36 protein-coding genes and 1 pseudogene are annotated in these 24,106 nt (G+C 67.3%); 3 read left to right on the top strand and 34 right to left on the bottom strand.

Going from position 1 to position 24,106, the window contains the following annotated elements:
* Nucleotides 1-28: 28 nt before the first annotated feature.
* The 3 genes from rpsI to B9S57_RS03870 all read right to left on the bottom strand — a co-directional run bounded on the left by rpsI (nt 29) and on the right by B9S57_RS03870 (nt 2,891).
* Entirely contained in the window at nt 29-556 is a 528-nt protein-coding gene (gene rpsI, locus B9S57_RS03880; RefSeq protein ID WP_103514110.1) for a 30S ribosomal protein S9, read from the bottom strand.
* Nucleotides 557-601: 45 nt separating this feature from the next.
* Nucleotides 602-1,045, bottom strand: coding sequence for a 50S ribosomal protein L13 (gene rplM / locus B9S57_RS03875; RefSeq protein ID WP_014154573.1), 444 nt, complete (start codon nt 1,043-1,045; stop codon nt 602-604).
* 226 nt (nt 1,046-1,271) lie between these two features.
* Nucleotides 1,272-2,891, bottom strand: coding sequence for an ABC-F family ATP-binding cassette domain-containing protein (locus tag B9S57_RS03870; RefSeq protein ID WP_103514155.1), 1,620 nt, complete (start codon nt 2,889-2,891; stop codon nt 1,272-1,274).
* A gap of 67 nt (nt 2,892-2,958) precedes the next feature.
* On the opposite strand from B9S57_RS03870, the gene B9S57_RS03865 reads away from it, so the two are divergent.
* Nucleotides 2,959-3,813: a hypothetical protein gene (locus B9S57_RS03865; protein ID WP_103514109.1), complete on the top strand. Its 855-nt coding sequence runs from the start codon at nt 2,959-2,961 to the stop codon at nt 3,811-3,813.
* A gap of 61 nt (nt 3,814-3,874) precedes the next feature.
* On the top strand, nt 3,875-5,764 hold the full coding sequence (locus B9S57_RS03860; protein ID WP_103514108.1) for a hypothetical protein: 1,890 nt from the start codon (nt 3,875-3,877) through the stop codon (nt 5,762-5,764).
* Here the strand turns inward: B9S57_RS03860 and truA are convergent.
* The 31 genes from truA to rpsJ form a co-directional block, all read right to left on the bottom strand.
* Complete coding sequence (gene truA, locus B9S57_RS03855; RefSeq protein ID WP_103514107.1) at nt 5,733-6,587, bottom strand: tRNA pseudouridine(38-40) synthase TruA; 855 nt, start codon at nt 6,585-6,587, stop codon at nt 5,733-5,735. The genes B9S57_RS03860 and truA overlap by 32 nt on opposite strands.
* A gap of 78 nt (nt 6,588-6,665) precedes the next feature.
* On the bottom strand, nt 6,666-7,169 hold the full coding sequence (gene rplQ, locus B9S57_RS03850; RefSeq protein WP_031096406.1) for a 50S ribosomal protein L17: 504 nt from the start codon (nt 7,167-7,169) through the stop codon (nt 6,666-6,668).
* 194 nt (nt 7,170-7,363) lie between these two features.
* Nucleotides 7,364-8,386, bottom strand: a complete 1,023-nt coding sequence (locus B9S57_RS03845) for a DNA-directed RNA polymerase subunit alpha (protein ID WP_003966937.1) — start codon at nt 8,384-8,386, stop codon at nt 7,364-7,366.
* A gap of 136 nt (nt 8,387-8,522) precedes the next feature.
* Entirely contained in the window at nt 8,523-8,927 is a 405-nt protein-coding gene (gene rpsK, locus B9S57_RS03840; RefSeq protein WP_003956432.1) for a 30S ribosomal protein S11, read from the bottom strand.
* Between the two features lie 105 nt (nt 8,928-9,032).
* Nucleotides 9,033-9,413 carry a 30S ribosomal protein S13 gene (rpsM, locus tag B9S57_RS03835; RefSeq protein WP_014047799.1) on the bottom strand — a complete coding sequence of 127 codons (381 nt, stop codon included), beginning with the start codon at nt 9,411-9,413 and terminating at the stop codon, nt 9,033-9,035.
* Nucleotides 9,414-9,610: 197 nt separating this feature from the next.
* Nucleotides 9,611-9,724, bottom strand: coding sequence for a 50S ribosomal protein L36 (rpmJ, locus tag B9S57_RS03830; protein WP_003956441.1), 114 nt, complete (start codon nt 9,722-9,724; stop codon nt 9,611-9,613).
* A 60-nt stretch (nt 9,725-9,784) separates the two neighbouring features.
* Nucleotides 9,785-10,006 (bottom strand): translation initiation factor IF-1, encoded by a 222-nt coding sequence (gene infA, locus B9S57_RS03825; RefSeq protein ID WP_003956442.1) that lies wholly within the window; start codon nt 10,004-10,006, stop codon nt 9,785-9,787.
* Between the two features lie 176 nt (nt 10,007-10,182).
* A complete protein-coding gene (gene map / locus B9S57_RS03820; RefSeq protein WP_103514106.1) occupies nt 10,183-11,019 on the bottom strand; it encodes a type I methionyl aminopeptidase in 837 nt (278 codons plus the stop codon).
* 121 nt (nt 11,020-11,140) lie between these two features.
* Nucleotides 11,141-11,800 (bottom strand): adenylate kinase, encoded by a 660-nt coding sequence (locus B9S57_RS03815; RefSeq protein WP_103514105.1) that lies wholly within the window; start codon nt 11,798-11,800, stop codon nt 11,141-11,143.
* Complete coding sequence (secY, locus tag B9S57_RS03810; protein WP_103514104.1) at nt 11,800-13,119, bottom strand: preprotein translocase subunit SecY; 1,320 nt, start codon at nt 13,117-13,119, stop codon at nt 11,800-11,802. Before secY ends, B9S57_RS03815 begins: the two co-directional genes overlap by 1 nt.
* Nucleotides 13,120-13,343: 224 nt before the next feature.
* A complete protein-coding gene (gene rplO / locus B9S57_RS03805) occupies nt 13,344-13,799 on the bottom strand; it encodes a 50S ribosomal protein L15 (RefSeq protein WP_103514103.1) in 456 nt (151 codons plus the stop codon).
* 1 nt (nt 13,800) lies between these two features.
* Nucleotides 13,801-13,983, bottom strand: a complete 183-nt coding sequence (gene rpmD / locus B9S57_RS03800) for a 50S ribosomal protein L30 (RefSeq protein WP_103514102.1) — start codon at nt 13,981-13,983, stop codon at nt 13,801-13,803.
* A complete protein-coding gene (rpsE, locus tag B9S57_RS03795) occupies nt 13,983-14,582 on the bottom strand; it encodes a 30S ribosomal protein S5 (RefSeq protein WP_103514101.1) in 600 nt (199 codons plus the stop codon). The genes rpmD and rpsE overlap by 1 nt, the downstream gene beginning before the upstream one ends.
* Before the next feature lie 47 nt (nt 14,583-14,629).
* Nucleotides 14,630-15,013 carry a 50S ribosomal protein L18 gene (gene rplR / locus B9S57_RS03790; RefSeq protein ID WP_033297607.1) on the bottom strand — a complete coding sequence of 128 codons (384 nt, stop codon included), beginning with the start codon at nt 15,011-15,013 and terminating at the stop codon, nt 14,630-14,632.
* A 2-nt stretch (nt 15,014-15,015) separates the two neighbouring features.
* Nucleotides 15,016-15,555, bottom strand: coding sequence for a 50S ribosomal protein L6 (rplF, locus tag B9S57_RS03785; RefSeq protein WP_103514100.1), 540 nt, complete (start codon nt 15,553-15,555; stop codon nt 15,016-15,018).
* 21 nt (nt 15,556-15,576) lie between these two features.
* Nucleotides 15,577-15,975, bottom strand: a complete 399-nt coding sequence (gene rpsH / locus B9S57_RS03780; protein ID WP_073792868.1) for a 30S ribosomal protein S8 — start codon at nt 15,973-15,975, stop codon at nt 15,577-15,579.
* A gap of 221 nt (nt 15,976-16,196) precedes the next feature.
* The gene (locus B9S57_RS03770; RefSeq protein WP_003948630.1) at nt 16,197-16,382 is read right to left on the bottom strand and encodes a type Z 30S ribosomal protein S14; all 186 of its coding nucleotides are present in this window, start codon (nt 16,380-16,382) and stop codon (nt 16,197-16,199) included.
* A 2-nt stretch (nt 16,383-16,384) separates the two neighbouring features.
* On the bottom strand, nt 16,385-16,942 hold the full coding sequence (gene rplE / locus B9S57_RS03765; protein ID WP_073718383.1) for a 50S ribosomal protein L5: 558 nt from the start codon (nt 16,940-16,942) through the stop codon (nt 16,385-16,387).
* The gene (gene rplX, locus B9S57_RS03760) at nt 16,942-17,265 is read right to left on the bottom strand and encodes a 50S ribosomal protein L24 (RefSeq protein WP_014047788.1); all 324 of its coding nucleotides are present in this window, start codon (nt 17,263-17,265) and stop codon (nt 16,942-16,944) included. Before rplX ends, rplE begins: the two co-directional genes overlap by 1 nt.
* 2 nt (nt 17,266-17,267) lie before the next feature.
* On the bottom strand, nt 17,268-17,636 hold the full coding sequence (gene rplN / locus B9S57_RS03755; RefSeq protein ID WP_003974257.1) for a 50S ribosomal protein L14: 369 nt from the start codon (nt 17,634-17,636) through the stop codon (nt 17,268-17,270).
* A 108-nt stretch (nt 17,637-17,744) separates the two neighbouring features.
* Nucleotides 17,745-18,032: a 30S ribosomal protein S17 gene (gene rpsQ / locus B9S57_RS03750; RefSeq protein WP_103514099.1), complete on the bottom strand. Its 288-nt coding sequence runs from the start codon at nt 18,030-18,032 to the stop codon at nt 17,745-17,747.
* Complete coding sequence (rpmC, locus tag B9S57_RS03745) at nt 18,032-18,256, bottom strand: 50S ribosomal protein L29 (protein ID WP_014047786.1); 225 nt, start codon at nt 18,254-18,256, stop codon at nt 18,032-18,034. The genes rpsQ and rpmC overlap by 1 nt, the downstream gene beginning before the upstream one ends.
* Nucleotides 18,256-18,675, bottom strand: a complete 420-nt coding sequence (rplP, locus tag B9S57_RS03740; RefSeq protein WP_014154587.1) for a 50S ribosomal protein L16 — start codon at nt 18,673-18,675, stop codon at nt 18,256-18,258. Before rplP ends, rpmC begins: the two co-directional genes overlap by 1 nt.
* Before the next feature lie 5 nt (nt 18,676-18,680).
* Nucleotides 18,681-19,517 (bottom strand): 30S ribosomal protein S3, encoded by an 837-nt coding sequence (gene rpsC, locus B9S57_RS03735; protein ID WP_014047784.1) that lies wholly within the window; start codon nt 19,515-19,517, stop codon nt 18,681-18,683.
* Nucleotides 19,517-19,864, bottom strand: a complete 348-nt coding sequence (gene rplV / locus B9S57_RS03730; RefSeq protein WP_004571827.1) for a 50S ribosomal protein L22 — start codon at nt 19,862-19,864, stop codon at nt 19,517-19,519. The genes rpsC and rplV overlap by 1 nt, the downstream gene beginning before the upstream one ends.
* Before the next feature lie 43 nt (nt 19,865-19,907).
* A complete protein-coding gene (rpsS, locus tag B9S57_RS03725; RefSeq protein ID WP_003966956.1) occupies nt 19,908-20,189 on the bottom strand; it encodes a 30S ribosomal protein S19 in 282 nt (93 codons plus the stop codon).
* A 12-nt stretch (nt 20,190-20,201) separates the two neighbouring features.
* Nucleotides 20,202-21,038, bottom strand: coding sequence for a 50S ribosomal protein L2 (gene rplB / locus B9S57_RS03720; RefSeq protein WP_103514098.1), 837 nt, complete (start codon nt 21,036-21,038; stop codon nt 20,202-20,204).
* A gap of 39 nt (nt 21,039-21,077) precedes the next feature.
* Nucleotides 21,078-21,401 carry a 50S ribosomal protein L23 gene (gene rplW, locus B9S57_RS03715; protein WP_014154589.1) on the bottom strand — a complete coding sequence of 108 codons (324 nt, stop codon included), beginning with the start codon at nt 21,399-21,401 and terminating at the stop codon, nt 21,078-21,080.
* Entirely contained in the window at nt 21,401-22,051 is a 651-nt protein-coding gene (gene rplD, locus B9S57_RS03710) for a 50S ribosomal protein L4 (RefSeq protein ID WP_103514097.1), read from the bottom strand. Before rplD ends, rplW begins: the two co-directional genes overlap by 1 nt.
* Before the next feature lie 4 nt (nt 22,052-22,055).
* Nucleotides 22,056-22,700: a 50S ribosomal protein L3 gene (gene rplC / locus B9S57_RS03705; RefSeq protein ID WP_014154591.1), complete on the bottom strand. Its 645-nt coding sequence runs from the start codon at nt 22,698-22,700 to the stop codon at nt 22,056-22,058.
* Between the two features lie 14 nt (nt 22,701-22,714).
* Entirely contained in the window at nt 22,715-23,023 is a 309-nt protein-coding gene (gene rpsJ / locus B9S57_RS03700; RefSeq protein ID WP_003948644.1) for a 30S ribosomal protein S10, read from the bottom strand.
* A gap of 601 nt (nt 23,024-23,624) precedes the next feature.
* Here rpsJ and B9S57_RS03695 point away from each other — a divergent pair.
* Nucleotides 23,625-24,080 (top strand): annotated as a pseudogene (locus B9S57_RS03695) (GNAT family N-acetyltransferase); the annotation flags it as partial.
* Between the last annotated feature and the right edge of the window lie 26 nt (nt 24,081-24,106).

Raw genomic sequence — 24,106 nt, 5'->3', positions numbered from 1 at the left:
GAACGTGTAATGCAGACGAGCAGGCGATTTAGCGCTTGCTGTACTGCGGAGCCTTACGGGCCTTCTTGAGACCGGCCTTCTTGCGCTCGACCGCACGGTCGTCGCGGGAGAGGAAGCCGGCCTTCTTGAGCGCGGCGCGGTTGTTGTCCACGTCCGCCTCGTTCAGCGCGCGGGCCACGCCGAGGCGCAGGGCGCCGGCCTGACCGGAGACACCGCCACCCGAGATGCGGGCGACGACGTCGTAGCGGCCGTCGAGCTCGAGCACCTTGAAGGGCTCGTTGACTTCCTGCTGGTGCACCTTGTTGGGGAAGTAGTCCTCAAGGGTGCGACCGTTGATCTTCCACTTGCCGGTGCCCGGGATGATCCGGACGCGGGCGATGGCGTTCTTGCGACGGCCAAGGCCGGCGGCGGGCTGCGGGTCGCCGAAGCGGCCGGCGAGCGACTCGGAGGTGTACTCACCCTCGACGGGGACCTCCGACTCGAAGGTGGTCACCTCGGCGAAGGTCTCTTCGCCCTCGGTACCCTCGACGGGCGTCTCTGCAGTGGTCTCGGCCACGATTCTCCTCAGATCTTTCTTTACGTCTTAGGGGGGAGGCCGGAACTACTGCGCGACCTGGGTGATCTCGTACGGGACCGGCTGCTGCGCAGCGTGCGGGTGCTGGTCGCCCGCGTAGACCTTCAGCTTCGAGATCATCTGGCGACCCAGGGTGTTCTTCGGGATCATGCCCTTGATGGCCTTCTCGACAGCCTTCTCCGGGTTCTTGGAGAGCAGCTCGTCGTAACGCACCGAACGGAGACCGCCCGGGAAGCCCGAGTGGCGGTACGCCATCTTCTGGGTCTTCTTGTTGCCGGAGAGGTGAACCTTCTCGGCGTTGATGATGATGACGAAGTCGCCCATGTCCATGTGGGGGGCGTAGATCGCCTTGTGCTTGCCTCGGAGGAGGTTCGCAGCCGTGGTGGCCAGACGGCCGAGGACGATGTCCTCAGCGTCGATGATGTGCCACTGGCGAGTGACATCGCCGGGCTTGGGGCTGTACGTACGCACTTCGTAGCCTTCGCTTCTTCAGTGGATGAGGTCCAGACACATGGCACCCCTGAAGCGATCATGCAGCTGGGGCACACAATGCCGGGGACGATGCCCGTATGCGAGCCACTGGTAACTGCTCCAGAGAACCTACGTAGGGCTCTTCGCGTGAGAACCACAGAACCCGTACGTATAACAACGGTCGACATTACCCGTCCCGCCCCGCACGGGTCAAAACGCGCCGTCCCTACCGCTTGCGCTCGACCCTGCGCTCGTCCCAGACGGGCTCCGTGGTCTCCCGCACGACCCCGTCGGAGCCGAAGACGAGGTACCGGTCGAAGGACTTCGCGAACCAGCGGTCGTGCGTGACGGCCATGACCGTCCCGTCGTAGACCTCCAGACCGTCCTGCAGGGCCTCGGCCGACTCCAGGTCCAGGTTGTCCGTCGGCTCGTCCAGCAGCAGCGCGGTCGTGCCGGCCAGCTCCAGGAGCAGGATCTGGAACCGCGCCTGCTGCCCGCCGGAGAGCTTCTCGAAGGCCTGGTCGCCCTGCCGCTCCAGCTCGTAGCGCCGCAGCACCGACATCGCGCCGCCACGGTCCTTGGCCTGCTCCGTCCACAGGATCTCGACGAGCGTCTTCCCGAGCAGCTCCGGATGGGCGTGCGTCTGGGCGAAGTGGCCCGCCACGACCCGCGCACCGAGCTTCCACTCACCGGTGTGCGCCACCGGCTCCCCAGCCAGCAGCCGCAGGAAGTGGGACTTCCCCGACCCGTTGGAGCCGAGCACCGCGACCCGTTCCCCGTAGTAGATCTCCAGGTCGAACGGCTTCATCAGACCGGTCAGCTCCAGGCCGGTGCACGTCACCGCCCGCACCCCGGTACGGCCGCCGCGCAGCCGCATCCTGATGTCCTGCTCGCGGGGCGGCTCCGGAGGCGGTCCCGCCTCCTCGAACTTCTTGAAGCGGGTCTGCATCGCGTGGTAGCGGTTCGCCATGTCGGGGCTGTTCGCCGCCTGCTGCCGCATCCGCAGGACCAGCGCCTTCAGCCGCTTGTGCTCCTCCTCCCAGCGCCGCAGGAGCTCCTCGAAGCGTGCGAAGCGCTCCTTGCGTGCCTGGTGGTACGTGGCGAAGCCGCCGCCGTGCACCCAGACGTCCGAGCCCGCGGGGCTGGGCTCGACGCTCACGATCTTCTCCGCGGCCCGCGACAGCAGCTCCCGGTCGTGGGAGACGAAGAGCACCGTCTTACGGGTCTCCTTGAGCTTCTCCTCCAGCCAGCGCTTGCCCGGGACATCCAGGTAGTTGTCCGGCTCGTCGAGCAGCAGCACCTCGTCCGGGCCCCTGAGCAGGGCCTCAAGCACCAGCCTCTTCTGCTCGCCGCCGCTGAGCGTGCGCACCTCACGCCACTGCGCCTTCTCGTACGGGACGCCGAGCGCGGCCATGGTGCAGATGTCCCAGAGGGTCTCGGCCTCGTACCCCCGCGCCTCCGCCCAGTCGCTCAGCGCCTGCGCGTACGCCATCTGCGCCGCCTCGTCGTCCTCGGTGAGGATGTGCTCCTCGGCCGCGTCGACGGCCCGCGCGGCCTCCTTGATGCGGGGCTGTGCCACGGAGACCAGCAGGTCACGGACGGTGCGCTCGTCCCGTACGGAGCCCACGAACTGGGCCATCACGCCGAGACCGCCGCTCACCGAGACCGAGCCGCCGTGCGGCTGGAGCTCCCCGGCCAGCAGCTTGAGGAGTGTCGTCTTACCCGCCCCGTTCGCGCCGACGAGTGCGACGACGGCGCCGTCCGCCACCCGGAACGAAGCGTCGCCGAGCAGCACCCGTCCGTCCGGTAGGTAGTACTCCAGGTGGCCCGCTTCAAGATGTCCCATGCACAGCATTGTCACGGCAGGACAACCGTGCGCCCAACCGGATTACGGTCGGTCTAGGATTCGCCGCATGAGCTTTGGGCAAGGGGGGCCCTCCTGGGGGCCGGGAGACAGCCGGACTCCGGACTGGGCGGCGCTGGCCGAGGCGTCCGCCTCACGTGCCAGGCGCAGGAAGTGGCTGATGATCGGCGGTGGCGCGGTGGCCACGGCCGCCGTCGCCGCGATCGTGGCCACGGCCGTCATCACGACCGGCACAGGCGGCGGCACGTCCGGGTCGGACAAGAACGCCAGTGAGCTGCCGGCCCCCGCCGACCTGCCCTCGCAGTCCTCCGCGCCGGGGCCCTCCTTCTCCTCGGTGGCCCCGCCGCCCCCGCCGGACCCGAAGGACTACATAGCCGACGAGAAGAAGGACAAGGGCCCGGTCACCGTCGACGCCTTCTTCCCGGGCAGGAAGCTGACCATGGGCGACCGCGTCTACGCCAAGGGCGCCACCGCCCGTACGACGCAGTGCGCGACGACGACCCAGGGCGCCCTCGGCACGATCCTCGACTCCAACGGCTGCGACCAGGTCATCCGCGCCACGTACAGCAAGGACGGCGTCGCGGTCACCATCGGACTCGCCGTCTTCGGCACCGAGGCGGAGGCCAGGAAGGCGGCCCAGCAGGCATCCGGCGGCGTCGCCTCGCTGAGCGGCTCGGGAGTCCCCACCTTCTGCCGCGGCGGGTCCGTCTGCCGCCGCACCGCCAACTCCTACGGCCGCTACGCCTACTTCACCGTCGGCGGCTTCACCAGCGGGAAGAACGTCACCACGGCGGCCAAGGACGTCTACGCGGTCGGCGACGACCTGACCGACTTCACCTTCCGCCAGATCCGCCACCGCGGCGAGGTCCAGGCCTCGGCGGCAGCGGGGGCCCCCGTCATCTGACCGCCCGGCCCTCCCCCCACGCACCAGCCCCGTCCCTCCCCTCGACCGAGGACCCGCCGCCGTGCGTCTGACCACGCTCCTCACCATCCCGCGCGTCCTGCGCCACAGCGACGCGATAGGCGCCGACCTGCCCCCGGACGACGCCGTGGTCCTGGACGCGCCGGACACCTCGCTGCGCCTCGCCCTGGCCGCCGCCGCCGGTGGAGACCACGGACCGGCCGCCGAGCTGCTCGCGGCCACCCGCGAGCACGCCCAGTGGGAGCGCCGGGACACCTGCGTCTCCCGCCTGGCACGCGCCTCCCTGCACCACCCCGGCTGGCTGGACAGCTGGCTGGAGGAGGACCCGGAGGGCCCCGACGCCGTCCTGGTCAAGGCCGACCAGTACGTCTACCAGGCGTGGCAGATAAGGACGGGCGCCCGGGCCAGACACGTCGAGGCCGACCAGTTCAAGGCCTTCCACGCGGTGCTGCGGGACTCCGTGCCGGTGATCTCGGCCGCCGCGGAGCTCAACCCCGACGACCCCGTCCCGTGGCGCATCGCCCTGACGCAGGCCCGCGGCATCCAGGCCCCGCGCGAGGTCTTCGACACCTATCTGGCCGAGGCGGTCGAGCGCGACCCGCACCACGAGGGCTGTCACGTCCAGGCCCTCCAGTACCTCTGCGGCAAGTGGTACGGCTCGCACGAGGAGATGTTCGCCTTCGCCGAGCGCGCGGCCGACCAGGCGCCGCCCGGCTCACGGCTCCACGCGCTGCCGCTCCAGGCCGTCGTGGAGTACCTGATCGCCGACGAGGAGACGCCCGAACCCGATCCGTACACCCCGCGCGCCGAGGCCGCGGTGACCCGCGCGCAGGCGCTGTCGGACAGCTACGCCCCCGGCGACCGGGAGGCCGCGGGCTTCCGCAACCACCTGGCCCTGGTCCTGTGGTCGATGAGCCGCTACGAGGAGGCCCTCACCGCCTTCCGCTCCATCGGGGTGCACGCCACGACGTTTCCCTGGACCTACTTCGGCGACGCCCGGGCCGAATTCCTGGAGGCCCGCTCCGACACCCGTGTCGAGCTGGCCATGAAGGTCCCCTTCTTCCGCCCGTCCCCCCGGCCCCCGGCCGGCGGCGCACCCGACTGGGAGCGCGAGCTGGCGCCCCGGTCGGTGGCCATCGCGTCCACCGGACCCACCGAGGTCGCCCAGGCCGCCCTGATCTGCGGCCACAGCCTGCGGACGGCTCCGGCGGGCCGCAACCACACCTACGTGGAGATCGTGCCGGACCCGGTGCGCGGCAAGCGCGCGGCCCTCCTCCCGGACGACCCGCTCACCTCGGCGGCCGGCAACTTCACGACGGGCGAGGAGTGGCCGACCCTGGTCCTGCACCGCACACCGGAGCGCAGCAGCTTCACGCTCCTGCACCGGGGCAGGAAGGTGGCCGACCACGTCTGGGAGACCGCCGCCCCCGCCACCGACCATGCCGAGGCGACGACGGCGGCCGCCTCCCTCGCCCGCGCCTACGGGCTGGCCGACCCGCGCCCCCTGGCCCATGTCCTGCGGGCCGCCGACGACCCCGCCCGGCACCAGAGCGAGCTCGTCGCCGCCCTCGGCCTCCCGCCGCTGCCCGAGGGCTACGGCGGCGAGCAGGAGGTCCTCACCGGGCTGCCGGGCGCCCGCGTACTGGCCCGGCGCGGCTTCCTCGCGGGCATGCGGGACACCATGACCGCCCAGGACGGTGTCCACCCGGAGAGCCCCTCCGCGTCCGAGGCCCACCCCGCCCGCTGGTGGCTCCTGCGCATCCTGGGCCTGCTGGTCTTCACCGCGGCGGCGGCCTACGCCTGGTGGACCCCGGACATCGGCTGGTTCCGCTCCCTCGTCTGCACCGCCGTGGCCCTGCACGTCGCGCGCACACTGGTCCGGGCCCTGCGCCGCAGAGCCCTCAGCAGCAGCCCGCCCCAGGCAGCGTCCTGACGTTGCGGGCCTCCACGGCCCTGGCCGCCAGCAGCCCGTCCGCCGGGTAGGCCACTTCCTCCAGCGTCAGCCCGTGCGGCCGCACCACGTGTACCCCGGGGTCCCGCACCCTCGCCGCCAGCACCTCGGCCGGCCACCCGGCCGGCCGGCGCCCGTCCCCCACGAACAGGGCCGCGCCGATCAGCGCCCGCACCATGTTGTGGCAGAACGCGTCCGCCTGCACGGTCGCCGTCAGCACCCCGGACTCCGTCTCCCGCACCCAGTGGAGCTTCTGCAGCGTACGGATGGTCGTCGCACCCTCCCGCTTCTTGCAGTACGCCGCGAAGTCGTGCTCCCCCACCATCAGGGCCGCGGCCTCGTTCATCGCGTCCAGGTCGAGCGGCCGGTCGTGCCAGAGCACATGGCCACGCAGCAGCGGGTCCACACCGCCCGGCCTGTCCCCCACCCGGTACGCGTAACGCCGCCACAGCGCGGAGAAGCGTGCGTTGAAGCCCGCCGGAGCCTCGCCCGCCCGCCAGATCCGCACGTCCAGCGGCAGCCGCCCGGCCATCCGCCGCAACAGCTTCTCCCGGTGCTCGGCCCACACCTCGGCCGGCAGGTCCACGTGCGCCACCTGCCCGCGCGCGTGCACCCCGGCGTCGGTGCGCCCGGCCACGGTCAGGTCGTACGTCACCGGTGACCGCGTCACGGTGCGCAGCGCGTCCTCGATCTCGCCCTGCACGGTGCGCCTGCTGGTCTGCTTCGCCCAGCCGGAGAAGTCCTTGCCGTCGTAGGAAAGGTCCAGCCGTACCCGTACGAATCCGGGCTCTGCCTCGTCACTCACCCGAAGATCCTCTCAAAACCGAACGGGCCCGCACCGCCCCGAAGGGAGATGCGGGCCCGTACCTGGGTCTCAGAACGCTCAGGCGTCCTTGGACTCCTCAGCGGCGTCGGCCGGCTTGGCGTCCTCGACGGTCTCGGCCGGAGCCTCGTCCTTCTTGAGGGCGTCTTCCTTGACGGCGCGCTTCGTGGCGGCCTCGGCCTCACCGGTGGCGGCCTGCGCCACGGTCAGGGCCTCGACCAGCTCGATGACGGCCATCGGGGCGTTGTCGCCACGACGGTTGCCGATCTTGGTGATGCGGGTGTAACCACCGGGGCGGTTCTCGTACCGCGGGGCGATCTCGGTGAAGAGCGTGTGCACGATGCCCTTGTCCGTGATCGACTGCAGCACCAGGCGACGGTTGTGGATGTCGCCCTTCTTCGCCTTGGTGATGAAACGCTCGGCGACCGGACGCAGGCGGCGGGCCTTGGCCTCGGTCGTGGTGATGCGGCCGTGCTCGAACAGCGACTTCGCGAGGTTGATGAGAAGAAGCTTCTCGTGCGCAGCGCTGCCGCCCAGACGGGCACCCTTGGCGGGCTGAGGCATGGTTTTTCTCCTTGTGTGCTGCACCGGCCGTATCAGGTACCGGTGTCAGTTCCCGCGAGGCGGCCGCCCCGCGGAAGTCTTCGAACGTCAGCCGGACATCAGCCAAAATCAAGCCCGTCCGGCGATTGAGGACAGAAGCCCTCGCCCCGGCACGGGGCACCCTGAAATCCGGGAGCCCCCAGCCGGGAGGCGACTCAGTACTGCTCGGTCTCCACGAAGCCGGCGTCCGCGTCGTCGTCGGCGCCGAAGGCGTCGGCGGCGGCGGTCGGGTCGAAGCCGGGAGGCGAGTCCTTGAGCGCGAGGCCCATACCGGCCAGCTTCGCCTTGACCTCGTCGATCGACTTCGCACCGAAGTTGCGGATGTCGAGCAGGTCCGCCTCGGAGCGCGCCACGAGCTCACCCACGGAGTGGATGCCCTCGCGCTTGAGGCAGTTGTACGAACGGACCGTGAGCTCGAGCTCCTCGATCGGCAGCGCCAGATCGGCGGCGAGCGCGGCGTCCGTCGGGGACGGGCCCATGTCGATGCCCTCGGCGTCGATGTTGAGCTCGCGCGCCAGACCGAACAGCTCGACCAGGGTCTTACCGGCCGACGCCATGGCGTCACGGGGACGCATGGCCTGCTTGGTCTCGACGTCGACGATCAGCTTGTCGAAGTCGGTGCGCTGCTCGACACGGGTCGCCTCGACCTTGTACGTGACCTTGAGCACCGGCGAGTAGATGGAGTCGACCGGGATCCGGCCGATCTCCTGGCCCACCTGCTTGTTCTGGACGGCGGAGACGTAGCCGCGACCGCGCTCGACGGTCAGCTCCATCTCCAGCTTGCCCTTGCCGTTCAGCGTGGCCAGGACCAGGTCCGGGTTGTGGACCTCGACACCGGCCGGCGGGGCGATGTCAGCAGCGGTGACCAGGCCGGGGCCCTGCTTGCGCAGGTACATCACGACCGGCTCGTCGTGCTCCGAGGAGACGACCAGCTGCTTGATGTTGAGGATGAGGTCGGTCACGTCCTCCTTGACGCCCGGCACGGTGGTGAACTCGTGCAGGACTCCGTCGATCCGGATGCTGGTGACAGCGGCACCGGGAATCGAGGAGAGGAGCGTGCGACGCAGGGAGTTGCCGAGGGTGTAACCGAAGCCCGGCTCCAGCGGCTCGATCACGAACCGGGAGCGGAACTCGTCGACGACCTCTTCGGTCAGCGACGGACGCTGAGCGATAAGCATGTGGTGATCCTTCAGTCGTGGGCACCCGCTATTTGATGCCCGACAGATGAAACAAGGGTACGGGCGGCACGCCCCCGAAGGGACATACCGCCCGGACCCACGCTACTGCCGCACGGCCGTCACCGGCCGTGACGGATCAGACGCGGCGACGCTTCGGCGGACGGCAGCCGTTGTGCGGCGTCGGGGTGACGTCCTGGATCGAACCGACCTCGAGGCCCGTGGCCTGGAGGGAGCGGATCGCGGTCTCACGGCCGGAGCCGGGACCCTTGACGAAGACGTCGACCTTGCGCATGCCGTGCTCCTGCGCGCGGCGGGCGGCCGACTCGGCGGCCATCTGCGCGGCGAAGGGGGTGGACTTGCGCGAGCCCTTGAAGCCGACGTGGCCGGCGGAGGCCCAGGAGATCACGTTGCCCGAGGGGTCCGTGATCGAGACGATCGTGTTGTTGAACGTGCTCTTGATGTGCGCGTGGCCGTGAGCGACGTTCTTCTTTTCCTTGCGACGCACCTTCTTGGCTGCGCCCTGACGACCCTTGGGGGGCATGTCTTGACTCCAGATGGAGAGGGGAGGTGATCGGTCCTACAGCGAAGACCGCTGGTTTCCGCGGACGTCCGGTGACCCGGATATCCGCAGTGCGTCCGCTGAGGACTACTTCTTGCCCGGCTTCTTCTTACCGGCGATGGCGCGACGCGGGCCCTTACGGGTACGCGCGTTGGTGCTGGTGCGCTGACCGTGGACGGGCAGGCCACGACGGTGGCGGATGCCCTGGTAGCAGCCGATCTCGATCTTGCGGCGAATGTCGCCCTGGATCTCGCGGCGAAGGTCACCCTCGGTGCGGAGGTTGGCGTCCACGTACTCGCGGATCTTGACCAGGTCCTCTTCGGCCAGGTCACGAACGCGGGTGTTGGGGTTCACGCCGGTGGTGGCGAGGATCTCCTTGGACCGGGTACGCCCGATGCCGAAGACGTAGGTGAGGGCAACCTCCACGCGCTTTTCGCGCGGGATGTCAACACCTGAAACGCGTGCCATTCAATGGCTCCAGTTGTTATGTCGGGGGTCTTCCGCAGTGCCGCTCCCGGACGCCGACCTCGACCGCGTGGGAGGAGGTGGTACGCCCAGGTCCCCGGCCCCCGCCGGAGGTGTCGTCAGCCGAAGCGTGGACGGGCTCTGCGTATGTACGTTTACGTGCGTCGCGCGAAGAACTGCGAGATGCAGGGGGTCGTGCGTCAGCCCTGGCGCTGCTTGTGGCGCAGGTTGTCGCAGATGACCATGACCCGGCCGTGACGGCGGATCACCTTGCACTTGTCGCAGATCTTCTTGACGCTCGGCTTGACCTTCATGGGATGTCAGGTTCTCCGGGTCAGTGCCCACACCACGCCGAAGCGGGATGGCGGCAAGATCTACTTGTACCGGTAGACGATCCGGCCACGCGTCAGGTCGTAGGGAGACAGCTCCACGACGACCCGGTCATCCGGGAGGATGCGGATGTAGTGCATCCGCATCTTGCCGCTGATGTGCGCGAGGACTTTGTGACCGTTCTGGAGTTCCACCTTGAACATGGCGTTCGGGAGGGACTCGATCACGGTGCCCTCAATTTCGATGGCACCTTGCTTCTTGGCCACGCTTCGCCCTTCGAATCGGCTACCTTGATCGACTCACACCATCCGGCGTCCAGACATACGGACACACTGATGCACGAGAGCCGACGAGTCAGTCTACGTCAGCGGACTCCAAAAGACGAATCCGTCAAGTTTGCCCACTTAGCCTGATCCTTAGACACGGATCAGCCGTACGGTCCTCAGCCCAGCGGGTCGGGAGCGGCCTCGACGCCGTACTGCGCGAGCTTCGCGCGGCCGCAGTCCGGGGCGGTCAGGACCAGCGGGCCCTGCTCCGTCAGCGCGATCGAGTGCTCCCAGTGCGAGGACCAGGTGCCGTCGGTCGTCAGGACCGTCCACTCGTCGGCGAGGACCTTCGTCTGCGCCGTGCCCAGCGACACCATGGGCTCGATGGCCAGGCAGACGCCCGGGACCAGCTTGATCCCCTTGCCGCGCTTGCGGGAGACGTAGTTCAGCAGGTGCGGGTCCATGTGCATCTCGGTGCCGATGCCGTGGCCGCCGTAGTCCTCGATGATCCCGTACTTGCCGGTCGCCGGCCGGGGCTGGCGACGGATGTAGGACTCGATGGCCTTCGAGATGTCGACGAGCCGGTTGTTCACCTTCATCGCGGCGATCCCGGCCCACATGGACTCCTCGGTCACCCGGGAGAGCTCGACGAGCTCAGGAGCGTGACCGGTGCCCACGAACGCGGTGTACGCGGCGTCCCCGTGCCAGCCGTCGATGATCGCGCCGGCGTCGATCGAGATGATGTCGCCGTCCTTGAGAACGGTCTTCTCGTCCGGGATGCCGTGCACGACGACCTCGTTCACCGAGGTGCAGATGGTGGCGGGAAATCCGCCGTAGCCCAGGAAGTTCGACTTCGCGCCGTGGTCGGCGATCACCTTGCGGGCGACCTCGTCCAGGTCCCTCGTGGTGGCCCCGGGGACGGCCGCCTCGCGCGTGGCGGCGTGAACGGCAGCGACGACGAGGCCCGCCTCGCGCATCTTCGCGATCTGCTCGGGGGTCTTGATCTGCACCATCGCTGGGCGCCTTTCTGGGTGCGGAGGTGGATGTCGGGCCGTACCCCACGATACGGCGCAAACAATCGGCCGCGACGCCCGAGGGCGCCGCGGCCGGCTGCAGAGGTGGAGACGGAGGGGGTCAGCCCTCGTCGGACTTCTTGAGAGCCTCCATGGCCCGCTCGGTCACCTCGGTGACCTTGCCGAGCGCGGAGATCGTCACGACCAGGCCCTGGGACCGGTAGTAGTCGATGATCGGCTCGGTCTGCGTGTGGTAGACCTCGAGACGGGTCCGGACCGTCTCCTCGGTGTCGTCGTCCCGCTGGTACAGCTCGCCGCCGCAGGCGTCACAGACGCCTTCGGTCTTCGACGGGTTGTACGTCACGTGGAAGACGTGCGCGCTGTCGTTCCGGCAGATACGGCGGCCCGCGATGCGCTTGACCACCTCGTCCTCGGGGACCTCGAGGTCAAGAACCGCGTCCAGCTTGACGCCCTCGCTGAGAAGCATCTCGTCGAGCGCCGCGGCCTGCCCCACGTTGCGGGGGAAGCCGTCCAGGAGGAAGCCGTTCTCGGCATCCGCCTGGGCCATGCGGTCCTTGGCCATCGCGATGGTGACTTCGTCCGGCACCAGCTGACCCGCGTCCATGTAGGCACGGGCCTGCTTGCCAAGGTCGGTGCCCTGGCTGATGTTGGCGCGGAAGAGGTCGCCCGTGGAGATGTGCGGAATCGAGAGATTCGCGGCAAGGAACGCGGCCTGCGTTCCCTTACCGGCACCGGGCGGCCCGACGAGGACGATTCGCATCAGCGGAGGAACCCTTCGTAATTGCGCTGCTGGAGCTGACTCTCGATCTGCTTCACGGTCTCCAGACCCACACCCACGATGATCAGGATGCTCGTCCCGCCGAACGGGAAGTTCTGGTTAGCGCCACCGAAGCCTGCCAACGCCATCGTCGGCACCAGAGCGATCAGACCCAGGTACAGCGAGCCCGGCCAAGTGATCCGGTTGAGCACGTAGCTCAGATACTCGGCGGTAGGTCGACCTGCCCGGATACCCGGGATGAAGCCACCATACTTCTTCATGTTGTCGGCGACTTCCTCGGGGTTGAACGAGATCGCCACATAGAAGAATGCGAAGAACACGATCAACAGGAAGTACGTCGCGATGTAGTACGGGTGGTCGCCCTTGACGAAGTGGTTCTGAATCCAGGTCGCCCAGCCCGCGGTGGAGTTGGAGAACTGAACGATTAGAGCAGGAATGTAGAGCAGCGAAGAAGCGAAGATGACGGGAATCACACCCGCCTGGTTGACCTTCAGCGGGATGTAAGTGGACGTACCACCGTAGGACCGGCGTCCGATCATCCGCTTCGCGTACTGCACGGGGACCCGTCGCTGGGCCTGCTCGACGAAGACGACGAGACCGACCATCACGAAGCCGATGAGGATGACCGTGATGAACTCGATCCATCCGTCGGCCAGCTTGCCGCTCTGCTTGATGGCCCACAGGGCGCCGGGGAAGCTGGCGGCGATCGAGATGAACATCAGGATCGACATGCCGTTGCCGATGCCGCGGTCGGTGATGAGCTCACCGAGCCACATGACGCAGGCGGTGCCGGCGGTCATGGTGATCACCATGACGATGGTCGTGAAGATCGACTGGTTGGGCACGATCTGGTCGGCGACGGGGCAGCCGCTGAAGAGCGCGCCGCTGCGGGCGGTCGCCACCAGGCCGGTGCCCTGGAGGATGGCCAGCGCGACGGTCAGATAACGCGTGTACTGCGTGATCTTGGCCGTGCCCGACTGCCCCTCCTTCTTGAGGGCTTCGAGCCTGGGGATGACGACGGTCAGCAGCTGAAGAATGATGCTGGCCGTGATGTACGGCATGATGCCGAGCGCGAAGATCGTGATCTGCAGCAGTGCACCACCGCTGAACATGTTGACCAGACCGAAGAGGCTGTTGTTGCCCTTGCTTGCCTGGTCGACACAGGTCTGGACGTTCTCGTAGCTCACCCCCGGTACGGGAATGTGCGCCCCGAGACGGTAGAGCACGATGATGCCGAGCGTGAAGAGCAGCTTCTTGCGCAGGTCGGGCGTCTTGAACGCCCGGGCGAACGCGGTGAGCACGGTGCCTCCTGCGACCCCCGCGCAAAAGCGTGAGGTGACGGTCTTGAGGATCGACGGTTACGTAACAGCCAAAGGAACCCGGGCGCTTGCCCGGGACTTACCACATCAACAACGCACGCCACCTTACCGGCGGACATGCCCCCCTAGGAACGACCAACCGGGGATGCCCCAAATGAGAGGCATCCCCGGTCGGGTGTTCAGGCCACAGACCTGTCCGAGTTGTCTCAGACGAGTTCGGTGACGGTGCCGCCCGCGGCGGCGATCTTCTCCTTGGCGGAGCCGGAGACGGCGTCAACCGAAACCTGCAGCGCCACGGAGATCTCGCCCTGTCCGAGGACCTTGACGAGGTGGTTGTTGCGCACAGCGCCCTTGGCGACCAGGTCGGCCACCGTGACCTCTCCACCCTCGGGGTAGAGCGTCGAGAGCTTGTCCAGGTTCACGACCTGGTACTCCGTGCGGAACGGGTTCTTGAAGCCCTTGAGCTTCGGGAGACGCATATGGAGGGGCATCTGGCCACCCTCGAAGCGCTCCGGAACCTGGTAACGAGCCTTCGTACCCTTGGTACCACGGCCTGCGGTCTTACCCTTGGACGCCTCACCACGACCCACACGGGTCTTGGCGGTCTTGGCGCCCGGGGCAGGCCGGAGGTTGTGGGCCTTCAGCGGGCTGTTCTCCGCCATGTCAGTCAACCTCCTCAACCGTCACGAGGTGGCGGACGGCGTTGGCCATTCCGCGGAACTCGGGGCGGTCCTCCTTGACAACCGAGTCGTTCAGGCGCTTGAGCCCGAGCGAACGCAGGGTGTCGCGGTGGTTCTGCTTGCTGCCGATGTACGACTTCGTCTGCGTGATCTTGAGGCGAGCCATTACGCACCCGCTCCCGCACGCGCACGGAGCAGAGCCGCGGGGGCGACGTCCTCGAGGGGCAGACCGCGGCGAGCCGCGATCTCCTCGGGACGCTGCAGGCCCTGGAGGGCCGCCACGGTCGCGTGCACGATGTTGATCGGGTTCGAAGAACCGAGCGACTTCGACAGGATGTCGTGAACGCCGGCGCACTCCAGAACGGCGCGCACCGGGCCACCCGCGATCACACCGGTACCGGGGGAAGCAGGCTTGAGCAGGACGACGCCCGCAGCCTTCTCGCCCTGGATCGGGTGAGGGATGGTGCCCTGGATACGCGGGACCTTGAAGAAGCTCTTCTTGGCCTCTTCGACGCCCTTGGCGATGGCCGCGGGAACTTCCTTGGCCTTGCCGTATCCGACACCGACGGTGCCGTCACCATCGCCCACCACGACCAGCGCGGTGAAGCTGAAGCGACGACCACCCTTCACTACCTTGGCGACGCGGTTGATCGCGACGACGCGCTCGACGTACGCGGTCTTCTCGGCCGCAGCACCGTCACGGCCCTTCCGGTCCCGCCGCTCGCCGCCACCGGCACCGCTTCCGCGGCGCTGGGGTCCAGCCATTGGATTTACCTCTCTCTGTTACGTCCGCTGTGCGTAGGAACCGGGGCTTAGAACTTCAGCCCGGCTTCACGGGCGGCGTCAGCCAGAGCGGCAATCCGCCCGGCGTACTGGTTACCGCCGCGGTCAAACACGACGGCCTCGACGCCTGCAGCCTTGGCACGCTCGGCGACCAGGGCACCGACCTGCTTGGCCTGGGCGCTCTTGTCGCCCTCCGCACCACGGATCGACGTGTCCAGGGTCGACGCCGACGCGAGCGTGTGGCCCGCGATGTCGTCGATGACCTGGGCGACGATGTGACGGTTGGAACGCGTCACGACCAAGCGGGGACGCTCCGGCGAACCGGAGATGTGCTTGCGGACGCGGATATGGCGCCGCTTGAGAGCGGCACGCTTGTACGCGTCGCCCTTGGCGATCTTCACACCGTATGCCATGGCTACTTACCAGCCTTTCCGACCTTGCGCCGGATGACCTCGCCGGCGTACTTGACGCCCTTGGCCTTGTACGGGTCGGGCTTCCGCAGCTTGCGGATGTTGGCGGCTACCTCGCCGACCTTCTGCTTGTCGATGCCCTCGACGCTGAGCTTCGTGGGCGACTCGACCTTGAAGGTGATGCCTTCCGGAGCCTCGATGAGGATCGGGTGGCTGTAGCCCAGGGCGAACTCCAGGTTGGAGCCCTTCGCCTGGACGCGGTAACCGACACCACTGATCTCGAGCGCCTTGCTGTATCCCTGGGTCACACCGGTGATCATGTTCGCCACCAGCGTGCGGGACAGGCCGTGAAGGGCCTTGTTCTGACGCTCGTCGTTCGGGCGGACGACGCTGAGCACGCCGTCCTCACCCTTGGTGACCTCGATCGGCGCGGCGACGGTGTGCGAGAGGGAACCCTTGGGGCCCTTCACCGCGACCGTACGGCCATCGATGGTGACGTCCACACCGGCGGGAACCTGGATGGGGAGCTTGCCGATTCGCGACATGAGCTTTCCTTCCTTTCCCGACTACCAGACGTAGGCGAGGACTTCCCCACCTACGCCCTTCTTGCCTGCCTGCTGGCCGGTCAGGAGGCCGTGGGACGTGGAGATGATCGCCACGCCCAGGCCGCCGAGAACCTTCGGCAGGTTGGTGGACTTTGCGTACACACGCAGACCCGGCTTCGAGATGCGCTTGATGCCGGCGATCGAACGCTCGCGGTTCGGCCCGAACTTCAGCTCGAGAACGAGGCTCTTGCCGACCTCGGCGTCCTCGACCTTCCAGCCGGTGATGAAGCCCTCCTGCTGGAGGATCTCCGCGATGTGCGACTTGATCTTGCTGTGCGGCATGGCGACATCGTCGTGATACGCCGAGTTCGCGTTACGCAGACGCGTGAGCATGTCTGCGATGGGATCAGTCATGGTCATGAGTTGGCCTTCGGCCTCTCTCGCCGGGGTTTCCTGTATGCGCCATCCCTCTCCCCACTCAGTGGCGGGACGGGTGCGGTGCGGGGACCTACGGCGTAGTAAGTCGGTCAGGGCGGCAGGCGCCCAACCCTTCTAGCCTACGGCATGAAGAGCGGGGCTCCTGCCGACCGGATACTTACCGAGAGCTTTCTGGTCCTCTGACGCCCGGAGGCGACGGAGAATTACCAGGAGCTCTTGGTCACGCCCGGCAGCTCGCCACGGTGAGCCATCTCACGAAGGCACACGCGGCAGAGGCCGAACTTGCGGTAGACGGAGTGGGGCCGGCCGCAGCGCTGGCACCGGGTGTAACCCCGGACGCCGAACTTCGGCTTGCGGGCGGCCTTAGCGATCAGAGCCTTCTTCGCCACGGTCAGTTCTCCTTGAACGGGAAGCCGAGGTGACGAAGCAGGGCACGACCCTCGTCGTCGTTGGTCGCCGTGGTGACCACGGTGATGTCCATGCCCCGGACCCGGTCGATCTTGTCCTGGTCGATCTCGTGGAACATGACCTGCTCCGTGAGACCGAAGGTGTAGTTGCCACGGCCGTCGAACTGCTTCGGCGACAGGCCACGGAAGTCACGGATACGCGGAAGCGCGAGCGACAGCGTACGGTCCAGGAACTCCCACATGCGGTCACCACGGAGGGTGACGTGGCAGCCGATCGGCTGCCCCTCGCGCAGCTTGAACTGCGCGATCGACTTGCGGGCCTTCGTGACGGCCGGCTTCTGACCGGTGATCGTGGTGAGGTCCTTGACGGCCCCGTCGATCAGCTTGGAGTCGCGGGCGGCGTCGCCCACACCCATGTTGACCACGATCTTGACCAGACCCGGAACCTGCATGACGTTCTCGTACGAGAACTCCTCACGCAGCTTGCCGGCGATTTCCTCGCGGTAGCGCGTCTTGAGACGCGGCGCAGTGGTGGTCGTCATCAGATGTCCTCACCGGTCCGCTTGGCAACGCGGATCTTCTTGCCCTCGTCGTCAAAGCGGTAGCCGACGCGGGTGACGACCTTGTTGCCGTCCTTCTCCACGACCAGCTGTACGTTGCTGACGTGAATCGGGGCCTCGGTGGTGACAATGCCACCCGTCTGCGAACCGCGAGCCGTCTGACCGGCCTTGGTGTGCTTCTTGACCCGGTTGACACCCTCGACGAGGACGCGGTCCTGAGCGGGGAAGGCAACGATGACCTTGCCCTGCTTGCCCTTGTCCTTACCGGTGATGACCTGAACCAGGTCGCCCTTCTTGATCTTCATGCTTACAGCACCTCCGGCGCGAGCGAGATGATCTTCATGAACTTCTTCTCGCGCAGCTCTCGGCCCACGGGGCCGAAGATACGGGTGCCGCGGGGGTCGCCGTCGTTCTTGAGAATGACAGCGGCGTTCTCGTCGAAGCGGATGTACGAGCCATCCGGACGGCGACGCTCCTTGACGGTGCGAACGATGACGGCCTTGACGACGTCACCCTTCTTCACGTTGCCACCGGGGATCGCGTCCTTGACGGTGGCGACGATGACGTCACCGATGCCCGCGTAGCGGCGACCCGAGCCACCGAGAACACGGATGGTGAGAATTTCCTTCGCACCCGTGTTGTCGGCGACGCGCAGTCGCGACTCCTGCTGGATCACGTCTATCTCCTGATCGTCTGCCGGTTCCCGGCGGGGAGCTCCGTAAGTGACTTACGGAGCTCCCTCACCGAGCCTGGCGGAACTGACCTGAGGGAAACCCCTCAGGAATTACTTGGCCTTCTCGAGGATCTCGACGATGCGCCAGCGCTTCGTGGCGGACAGCGGACGCGTCTCCATGATGATGACGCGGTCGCCGACGCCTGCAGCGTTCTGCTCGTCGTGGGCCTTGAGCTTGTTCGTACGGCGGATGACCTTGCCGTACAGCGCGTGCTTGACGCGGTCCTCGACAGCGACGACGACGGTCTTGTCCATCTTGTCGCTGACGACCAGACCCTCGCGGGTCTTACGGAAACCGCGGTCGGTCTTCTTGGTCTCAGTCACAGTGCTCTCGCTCATCAGACGCTCTCCACCGTCTCGATGCCCAGCTCGCGCTCGCGCATCAGGGTGTAGATCCGGGCGATGTCCTTACGGACGGACTTGAGCCGACCGTGGTTCTCGAGCTGTCCGGTCGCCGCCTGGAAGCGGAGGTTGAACAGCTCTTCCTTGGCCTCGCGGAGCTTGTTGAGAAGCTCCTCGTTGCCCAGCTCGCGCAGCTCGGACGCCTTGGTACCGGCCGACATCACGACTCACCTGCCTCGCGCCGAACGATCCGGCACTTCATCGGAAGCTTGTGAGCAGCGCGGGTGAGCGCCTCACGAGCAATCTTCTCGTTCGGGTAGGACAGCTCGAACATCACCCGACCGGGCTTGACGTTCGCGATCCACCACTCGGGAGAACCCTTACCGGAACCCATGCGGGTCTCGGCAGGCTTCTTCGTCAGGGGGCGGTCCGGGTAGATGTTGATCCAGACCTTGCCGCCACGCTTGATGTGGCGGGTCATCGCGATACGAGCTGCCTCGATCTGGCGGTTCGTCACGTACGCCGGGGACAGCGCCTGGATGCCGTACTCGCCGAACGCAACCTGCGTGCCACCCTTGGACATACCGCTGCGCTTCGGGTGGTGCTGCTTGCGGTGCTTGACCCTACGGGGGATCAGCATTTCGGTCAGGCCTCCGTTCCGGTGCTCTCAGCCGGAGCAGCGGCGGCGGGAGCGTCGGCCTTGGGGGCCTCGGCTGCCGGCGCGGACTGCTGCGGCTTGCGGCCGCGACCGCCGCGCTCGCCACCACGGCCACCACGGCCGGCCGGGCGGTCAGCGCCGCCACGAGCCGGACGGTTGCCGGCGCGAGCCGCTGCGTTCTCGGCGCGGACCTCGGCGATGTTCTTGACGTCGCCCTTGTAGATCCAGACCTTCACACCGATGCGGCCGAAGGTCGTCTTGGCCTCGAAGAAGCCGTAGTCGACGTTCGCACGGAGCGTGTGCAGGGGCACGCGGCCCTCGCGGTAGAACTCCGAGCGGGACATCTCGGCGCCGCCGAGGCGGCCACCGCACTGGATCTTGATGCCCTTGGCGCCGGCCTTCATCGTGCTCTGCATGCTCTTACGCATGGCACGACGGAAGGAGACGCGGGAGGAGAGCTGCTCGGCGACGGCCTGGGCCACCAGCTGAGCGTCCACCTCGGGGTTCTTGACCTCGAGGATGTTCAGCTGGACCTGCTTGCCGGTCAGCTTCTCCAGCTCGCCACGGATGCGGTCGGCCTCGGCGCCACGGCGACCGATGACGATGCCCGGGCGGGCGGTGTGGATGTCAACGCGGACGCGGTCGCGGGTGCGCTCGATCTCGACCTTCGAGATGCCGGCCCGCTCCATGCCCTTCGTCATCATGCGACGAATGGCGACGTCTTCCTTGACGTAGTCCTTGTACAGCTTGTCGGCGTACCAACGGGACTTGAAGTCCGTGGTAATGCCGAGTCGGAACCCATGCGGGTTAACCTTCTGGCCCATTACCGGGTTCCTTCCTTGCTGCTGACGACCACGGTGATGTGGCTGGTCCGCTTACGGATCCGGTAGGCACGGCCCTGGGCACGCGGACGGAACCGCTTCAGGGTCGGGCCCTCGTCCACGTACGCCTCGCTGATGACCAGCGAAGAGGCGTCGGTGTGGTCGTAGTTGTGTGCAGCGTTGGCGATGGCGCTGTCCAGCACCTTGCCAACCGGCACGCTCGCGGCCTGCGGGGCGAAACGCAGGACCGCCTGAGCCTCCGTGGCATCCATGCCACGGATGAGGTCCACCACGCGGCGGGCCTTCATGGGCGTGACGCGGATGTACCGCGCCTGGGCCCTGGCTTCCATGGTTGTCCCTTCGGTGTAAGTCATAGTCGTTTCCACCCCGCGCTTAGCGGCGCTTCGACTTCCGGTCGTCCTTGACGTGGCCGCGGAAGGTGCGAGTCGGCGAGAACTCGCCGAGCTTGTGGCCGACCATCGACTCGGTGACGAACACCGGGACGTGGATCTTGCCGTTGTGCACCGCGATGGTGTGGCCCAGCATTGCCGGGACGATCATCGAGCGACGGGACCAGGTCTTGATGACGTTCTTGGTGCCTGCCTCGTTCTGTACGTCCACCTTCTTGATGAGGTGGCCGTCGACGAAGGGCCCCTTCTTGAGACTGCGCGGCATCTAAACCCGCTCCTAGCGCTTCTTGTTCGTCTTGCGGCGGCGGACGATGTACTTGCTCGATGCCTTCTTCGGCGAGCGAGTACGACCCTCCTTCTGACCCCACGGCGAGACCGGGTGACGTCCACCGGAGGTCTTGCCTTCACCACCACCGTGCGGGTGGTCAACCGGGTTCATCGCGACACCGCGGACGGTCGGGCGAACGCCCTTCCAGCGCATGCGGCCGGCCTTGCCCCAGTTGATGTTCGACTGCTCGGCGTTGCCGACCTCACCGATCGTGGCGCGGCAGCGGGCGTCGACCAGCCGGATCTCGCCGGAAGGCATACGAAGGTGGGCCATCGTGCCCTCCTTCGCCAGCAGCTGCACGGAGGCACCCGCGGAACGGGCGAACTTCGCGCCGCCACCGGGACGGATCTCGATGGCGTGGATGGTCGTACCGACCGGGATGTTGCGCAGCGCCAGGTTGTTGCCCGGCTTGATGTCTGCGGTCGGCCCGTTCTCGACGCGGTCACCCTGCGACAGACCACGGGGGGCGACGATGTAACGCTTCTCGCCGTCCGCGTAGTGCAGCAGCGCGATGCGCGCGGTGCGGTTGGGGTCGTACTCGATGTGCGCGACCTTGGCCGGCACGCCGTCCTTGTCGTGACGACGGAAGTCGATCACTCGGTAGGCGCGCTTGTGGCCACCGCCCTGGTGGCGAACGGTCACACGACCGGCGTTGTTACGGCCGCCCTTGCTGTGCAGGGGGCGGACCAGCGACTTCTCCGGCGTGGACCGCGTGATCTCGACAAAGTCGGCGACGCTGGAGCCACGACGGCCCGGGGTCGTCGGCTTGTACTTGCGGATACCCATTTCTCAGTCCTCGTCCGATTCCGGACGACTCGACCTCCGTCAGGAGGTCGGGCCGCCGAAGATGTCGATACGGTCGCCCTCGGCGAGGGTCACGATGGCGCGCTTCGTGTCGGCGCGCTTGCCGAAGCCGGTCTTGGTGCGCTTGCGCTTACCCTGCCGGTTGATCGTGTTGACCCCGGTGACCTTGACCGAGAAGACCGCTTCCACGGCCTGCTTGATCTGGGTCTTGTTGGAGCCGGGCGCGACGATGAACGTGTACTTGTTCTCGTCGAGCAGCGCGTAGCTCTTCTCGGAAACAACCGGCTTGACGAGAACGTCACGCGGGTCCGAGTAGGTCTTGCTGGTAACGGTCGCCTCACTCATCAGGCGGCGCTCCCTTCGGTCTCAGCGGTCTGGGGGCCAGACACGAAGGACTCGAAAGCGGCCTGGGTGAAGACCACGTCGTCAGAGACGATCACGTCGTACGTGTTCAGCTGGCCCGGCTCCAGGATGTGCACCTGGGGCAGGTTGCGCGCGGACAGCCACGCGGCCTCGTCGGCGCGGTCGACGACCAGGAGCAGGTTGCTGCGCTCCGAGATCTTGCCGAACAGCGTCTTGGCGGCCTTGGTGGAGATCCCACCCTCGACCACGCCGGTGACGACGTGGATGCGGGAGTGACGCGCCCGGTCCGAGAGGGCACCGCGCAGGGCGGCGGCCTTCATCTTCTTCGGGGTGCGCTGCGAGTAGTCACGCGGCTGCGGGCCGTGGACGACGCCACCGCCGGCGAACTGCGGCGCACGGGTCGAACCCTGGCGCGCGCGGCCGGTGCCCTTCTGGCGGTACGGCTTGCGGCCACCACCACGGACTTCGCCACGACGCTTGGTCTTGTGCGTGCCCTGACGGGCAGCTGCCAGCTGTGCGACAACGACCTGGTGGATCAGCGGAACGCTGGTCTTCGCGTCGAAGATCTCCGCGGGGAGCTCGACGGTACCGGCCTTGTCGCCTGCCGGCGAAAGGATGTCAATGGTGCTCATTACCTCAAGCCCCCTTGGCCGCGGTACGGACCAGGACGAGGCCGCCGTTCGGACCGGGGACTGCGCCCTTGATGAGCAGCAGACCCTTCTCCGCGTCAACCGCGTGGATGGTCAGGTTCTGGGTGGTGACGCGCTCGTTACCCATCCGACCGGCCATGCGCATGCCCTTGAAGACACGCCCAGGGGTGGCGCAGCCACCGATCGAACCGGGGGAACGGTGCTTGCGCTGGACGCCGTGTCCGGCGCCGAGGCCCTTGAAGTTGTGACGCTTCATGACACCGGCGAAGCCCTTGCCCTTGCTCTTGCCCGTGACGTCAACCTTGACGCCGGACTCGAACACCTCGGCAGTGACCTCCTGGCCCAGCGTGTACTCGCTGGCGTCAGGGGTGCGGAGCTCCACCAGGTGGCGGCGCGGGGTGACGTCGGCCTTGGCGAAGTGACCCTTGAGGGGCTTGTTCACCTTGCGCGGGTCGATCTCGCCGAAGGCGATCTGCACCGACTCGTAGCCGTCGCTGTCGTTCGTACGGACCTGCGTCACGACGCACGGACCGGCCTTGACGACGGTCACCGGGACAACCCGGTTGTTCTCGTCCCAGACCTGGGTCATGCCGAGCTTCTCGCCCAGGACGCCCTTGATGTTCTTGCTCATCTCGGCCCGTCCCTTCAGAGCTTGATCTCGATGTCGACGCCAGCCGGCAGGTCGAGACGCATCAGCGAGTCAACCGTCTTCGGGGTGGGGTCGAGAATGTCGATGAGGCGCTTGTGCGTGCGCATCTCGAAGTGCTCGCGAGAGTCCTTGTACTTGTGCGGCGACTTGATGACGCAGTACACGTTCTTCTCAGTGGGCAGCGGCACCGGGCCCGCGACCGACGCACCAGTGCGGGTCACCGTCTCGACGATCTTCTTCGCCGAGGAGTCGATGACCTCGTGGTCGTAGGCCTTGAGCCGGATGCGGATCTTCTGTCCCGCCATGGCTACTAGTAGTCCTGTCTCTCATAACGCTCTGGAACCCGGGAGTTCTCTTAACTCCGCCTCCGACCCACGCGGTCGGGCGTGTCGCATCCCCTCTACGAAGATCTCCCGAAGGATTTCCCAACCAAGGGGGTGCGGGCCGAAACCACGCTGCCGGGGGCGAAACCCCACCGGGTGCCTGGTCAGTGCCCCACTGACGCTTCCCGAAAGATTCCCGTACGTCCGACCCTGGGGGTCGACGAGTACTGTGGGACTCGCTTCCGGTCCTCCCGGCGGGAGGCGCGCAGCATTGACACTCAACCGAGCAACCTGGCTAGTGTGCCACACGGCTCGGGGGCCTGGCCAATCGGGCCGGGGATCTTACCCCCTGTGAGGGACGGGTCAAACACACGCACCGGCGCACAGCACGTGAACCCATTCGCCCGGGCGCCCGCCCAGCCGTTCGGAATGTCGCCGGATCGGGGCATGGTCAGCGGCTTTGGCATGCTGGCCCGTGCCGTGACTGCCGTATCGGCCGAGGACGTCGTCGCGTAGCCCGTTTCCCGAGGCAGCAGGGGTCCGCCCGCAGTCGTGGCCGGACCCCTTTGATTGAATCCGGCCCATGTCCACTCACGCCCCTGTCCAGGCCTGGCGCCTGCGCCCCGCCGTGCCCGAGGACGTCGAGGCCATCGCCGAGCTGCGGGCCGTCGTGATGCGCCCCGACCTGGAACGCCTGGGCCGGTACGACGAGCACCGAGTCCGGCAGCGCCTGCGGGACGGTTACGAACCCGGGCAGACCGAGATCGTGGAGCTCGACGGGGCGTTCTCGGGCTGTGTCGCCCTGCGCCCGCACGAGAGCGACGGCTGGTGGCTGGAGAGCTTCTACCTCACGCCGGAACTCCAGGGCCGTGGCATCGGCACGGAGGTCCTGGCCGGCCTTCTGGCCCGTACGGATGCCGAGCGCGCCCCGGTCCGCCTCCAGGTCCTCCAGGGCAGCGCGGCCCGCCGACTGTACGAGCGGCACGGCTTCACCACGGAGCACGAGGACCCGGTGGACGTGTACATGGTGCGCCTGCCCCGCACCTGGCCCTTGGCCGCCGCCTC

Source organism: Streptomyces sp. SM10, from assembly GCF_002910915.1.
In the GTDB taxonomy this organism is placed as follows: Bacteria; Actinomycetota; Actinomycetes; order Streptomycetales; family Streptomycetaceae; genus Streptomyces.
This window is presented reverse-complemented; position numbering and strand designations above follow the sequence as displayed.

Bases quoted from the DNA above. Each gene is read 5' to 3' on its own strand.
- rplD (WP_103514097.1), bottom strand. From the start codon at position 22,051: ATGAGCACCATTGACATCCTTTCGCCGGCAGGCGACAAGGCCGGTACC.
- rplC (WP_014154591.1), bottom strand. From the start codon at position 22,700: ATGAGCAAGAACATCAAGGGCGTCCTGGGCGAGAAGCTCGGCATGACC.
- rplF (WP_103514100.1), bottom strand. From the start codon at position 15,555: ATGTCGCGAATCGGCAAGCTCCCCATCCAGGTTCCCGCCGGTGTGGAC.
- rplO (WP_103514103.1), bottom strand. From the start codon at position 13,799: ATGGCGGAGAACAGCCCGCTGAAGGCCCACAACCTCCGGCCTGCCCCG.
- rpsQ (WP_103514099.1), bottom strand. From the start codon at position 18,032: ATGAGCGAGAGCACTGTGACTGAGACCAAGAAGACCGACCGCGGTTTC.
- rpsC (WP_014047784.1), bottom strand. From the start codon at position 19,517: ATGGGCCAGAAGGTTAACCCGCATGGGTTCCGACTCGGCATTACCACG.
- B9S57_RS03870 (WP_103514155.1), bottom strand. From the start codon at position 2,891: ATGGGACATCTTGAAGCGGGCCACCTGGAGTACTACCTACCGGACGGA.
- rpsH (WP_073792868.1), bottom strand. From the start codon at position 15,975: ATGACCATGACTGATCCCATCGCAGACATGCTCACGCGTCTGCGTAAC.
- rplW (WP_014154589.1), bottom strand. From the start codon at position 21,401: ATGAGTGAGGCGACCGTTACCAGCAAGACCTACTCGGACCCGCGTGAC.
- B9S57_RS03845 (WP_003966937.1), bottom strand. From the start codon at position 8,386: ATGCTTATCGCTCAGCGTCCGTCGCTGACCGAAGAGGTCGTCGACGAG.
- rpsK (WP_003956432.1), bottom strand. From the start codon at position 8,927: ATGCCCCCCAAGGGTCGTCAGGGCGCAGCCAAGAAGGTGCGTCGCAAG.
- rpmD (WP_103514102.1), bottom strand. From the start codon at position 13,983: ATGGCTCGCCTCAAGATCACGCAGACGAAGTCGTACATCGGCAGCAAG.
- rpmC (WP_014047786.1), bottom strand. From the start codon at position 18,256: ATGTCGGCCGGTACCAAGGCGTCCGAGCTGCGCGAGCTGGGCAACGAG.
- rplQ (WP_031096406.1), bottom strand. From the start codon at position 7,169: ATGCCTCAGCCCGCCAAGGGTGCCCGTCTGGGCGGCAGCGCTGCGCAC.
- rplE (WP_073718383.1), bottom strand. From the start codon at position 16,942: ATGACGACCACCACTGCGCCGCGTCTCAAGACGCGCTACCGCGAGGAA.
- B9S57_RS03865 (WP_103514109.1), top strand. From the start codon at position 2,959: ATGAGCTTTGGGCAAGGGGGGCCCTCCTGGGGGCCGGGAGACAGCCGG.
- rpsE (WP_103514101.1), bottom strand. From the start codon at position 14,582: ATGGCTGGACCCCAGCGCCGCGGAAGCGGTGCCGGTGGCGGCGAGCGG.
- rpmJ (WP_003956441.1), bottom strand. From the start codon at position 9,724: ATGAAGGTCAAGCCGAGCGTCAAGAAGATCTGCGACAAGTGCAAGGTG.
- rplV (WP_004571827.1), bottom strand. From the start codon at position 19,864: ATGGAAGCCAGGGCCCAGGCGCGGTACATCCGCGTCACGCCCATGAAG.
- rplB (WP_103514098.1), bottom strand. From the start codon at position 21,038: ATGGGTATCCGCAAGTACAAGCCGACGACCCCGGGCCGTCGTGGCTCC.
- rplR (WP_033297607.1), bottom strand. From the start codon at position 15,013: ATGGCATACGGTGTGAAGATCGCCAAGGGCGACGCGTACAAGCGTGCC.
- rpsS (WP_003966956.1), bottom strand. From the start codon at position 20,189: ATGCCGCGCAGTCTCAAGAAGGGGCCCTTCGTCGACGGCCACCTCATC.
- rpsJ (WP_003948644.1), bottom strand. From the start codon at position 23,023: ATGGCGGGACAGAAGATCCGCATCCGGCTCAAGGCCTACGACCACGAG.
- rplP (WP_014154587.1), bottom strand. From the start codon at position 18,675: ATGCTGATCCCCCGTAGGGTCAAGCACCGCAAGCAGCACCACCCGAAG.
- map (WP_103514106.1), bottom strand. From the start codon at position 11,019: ATGGTGCAGATCAAGACCCCCGAGCAGATCGCGAAGATGCGCGAGGCG.
- rpsM (WP_014047799.1), bottom strand. From the start codon at position 9,413: ATGGCACGCGTTTCAGGTGTTGACATCCCGCGCGAAAAGCGCGTGGAG.
- B9S57_RS03815 (WP_103514105.1), bottom strand. From the start codon at position 11,800: ATGCGAATCGTCCTCGTCGGGCCGCCCGGTGCCGGTAAGGGAACGCAG.
- rplX (WP_014047788.1), bottom strand. From the start codon at position 17,265: ATGAAGATCAAGAAGGGCGACCTGGTTCAGGTCATCACCGGTAAGGAC.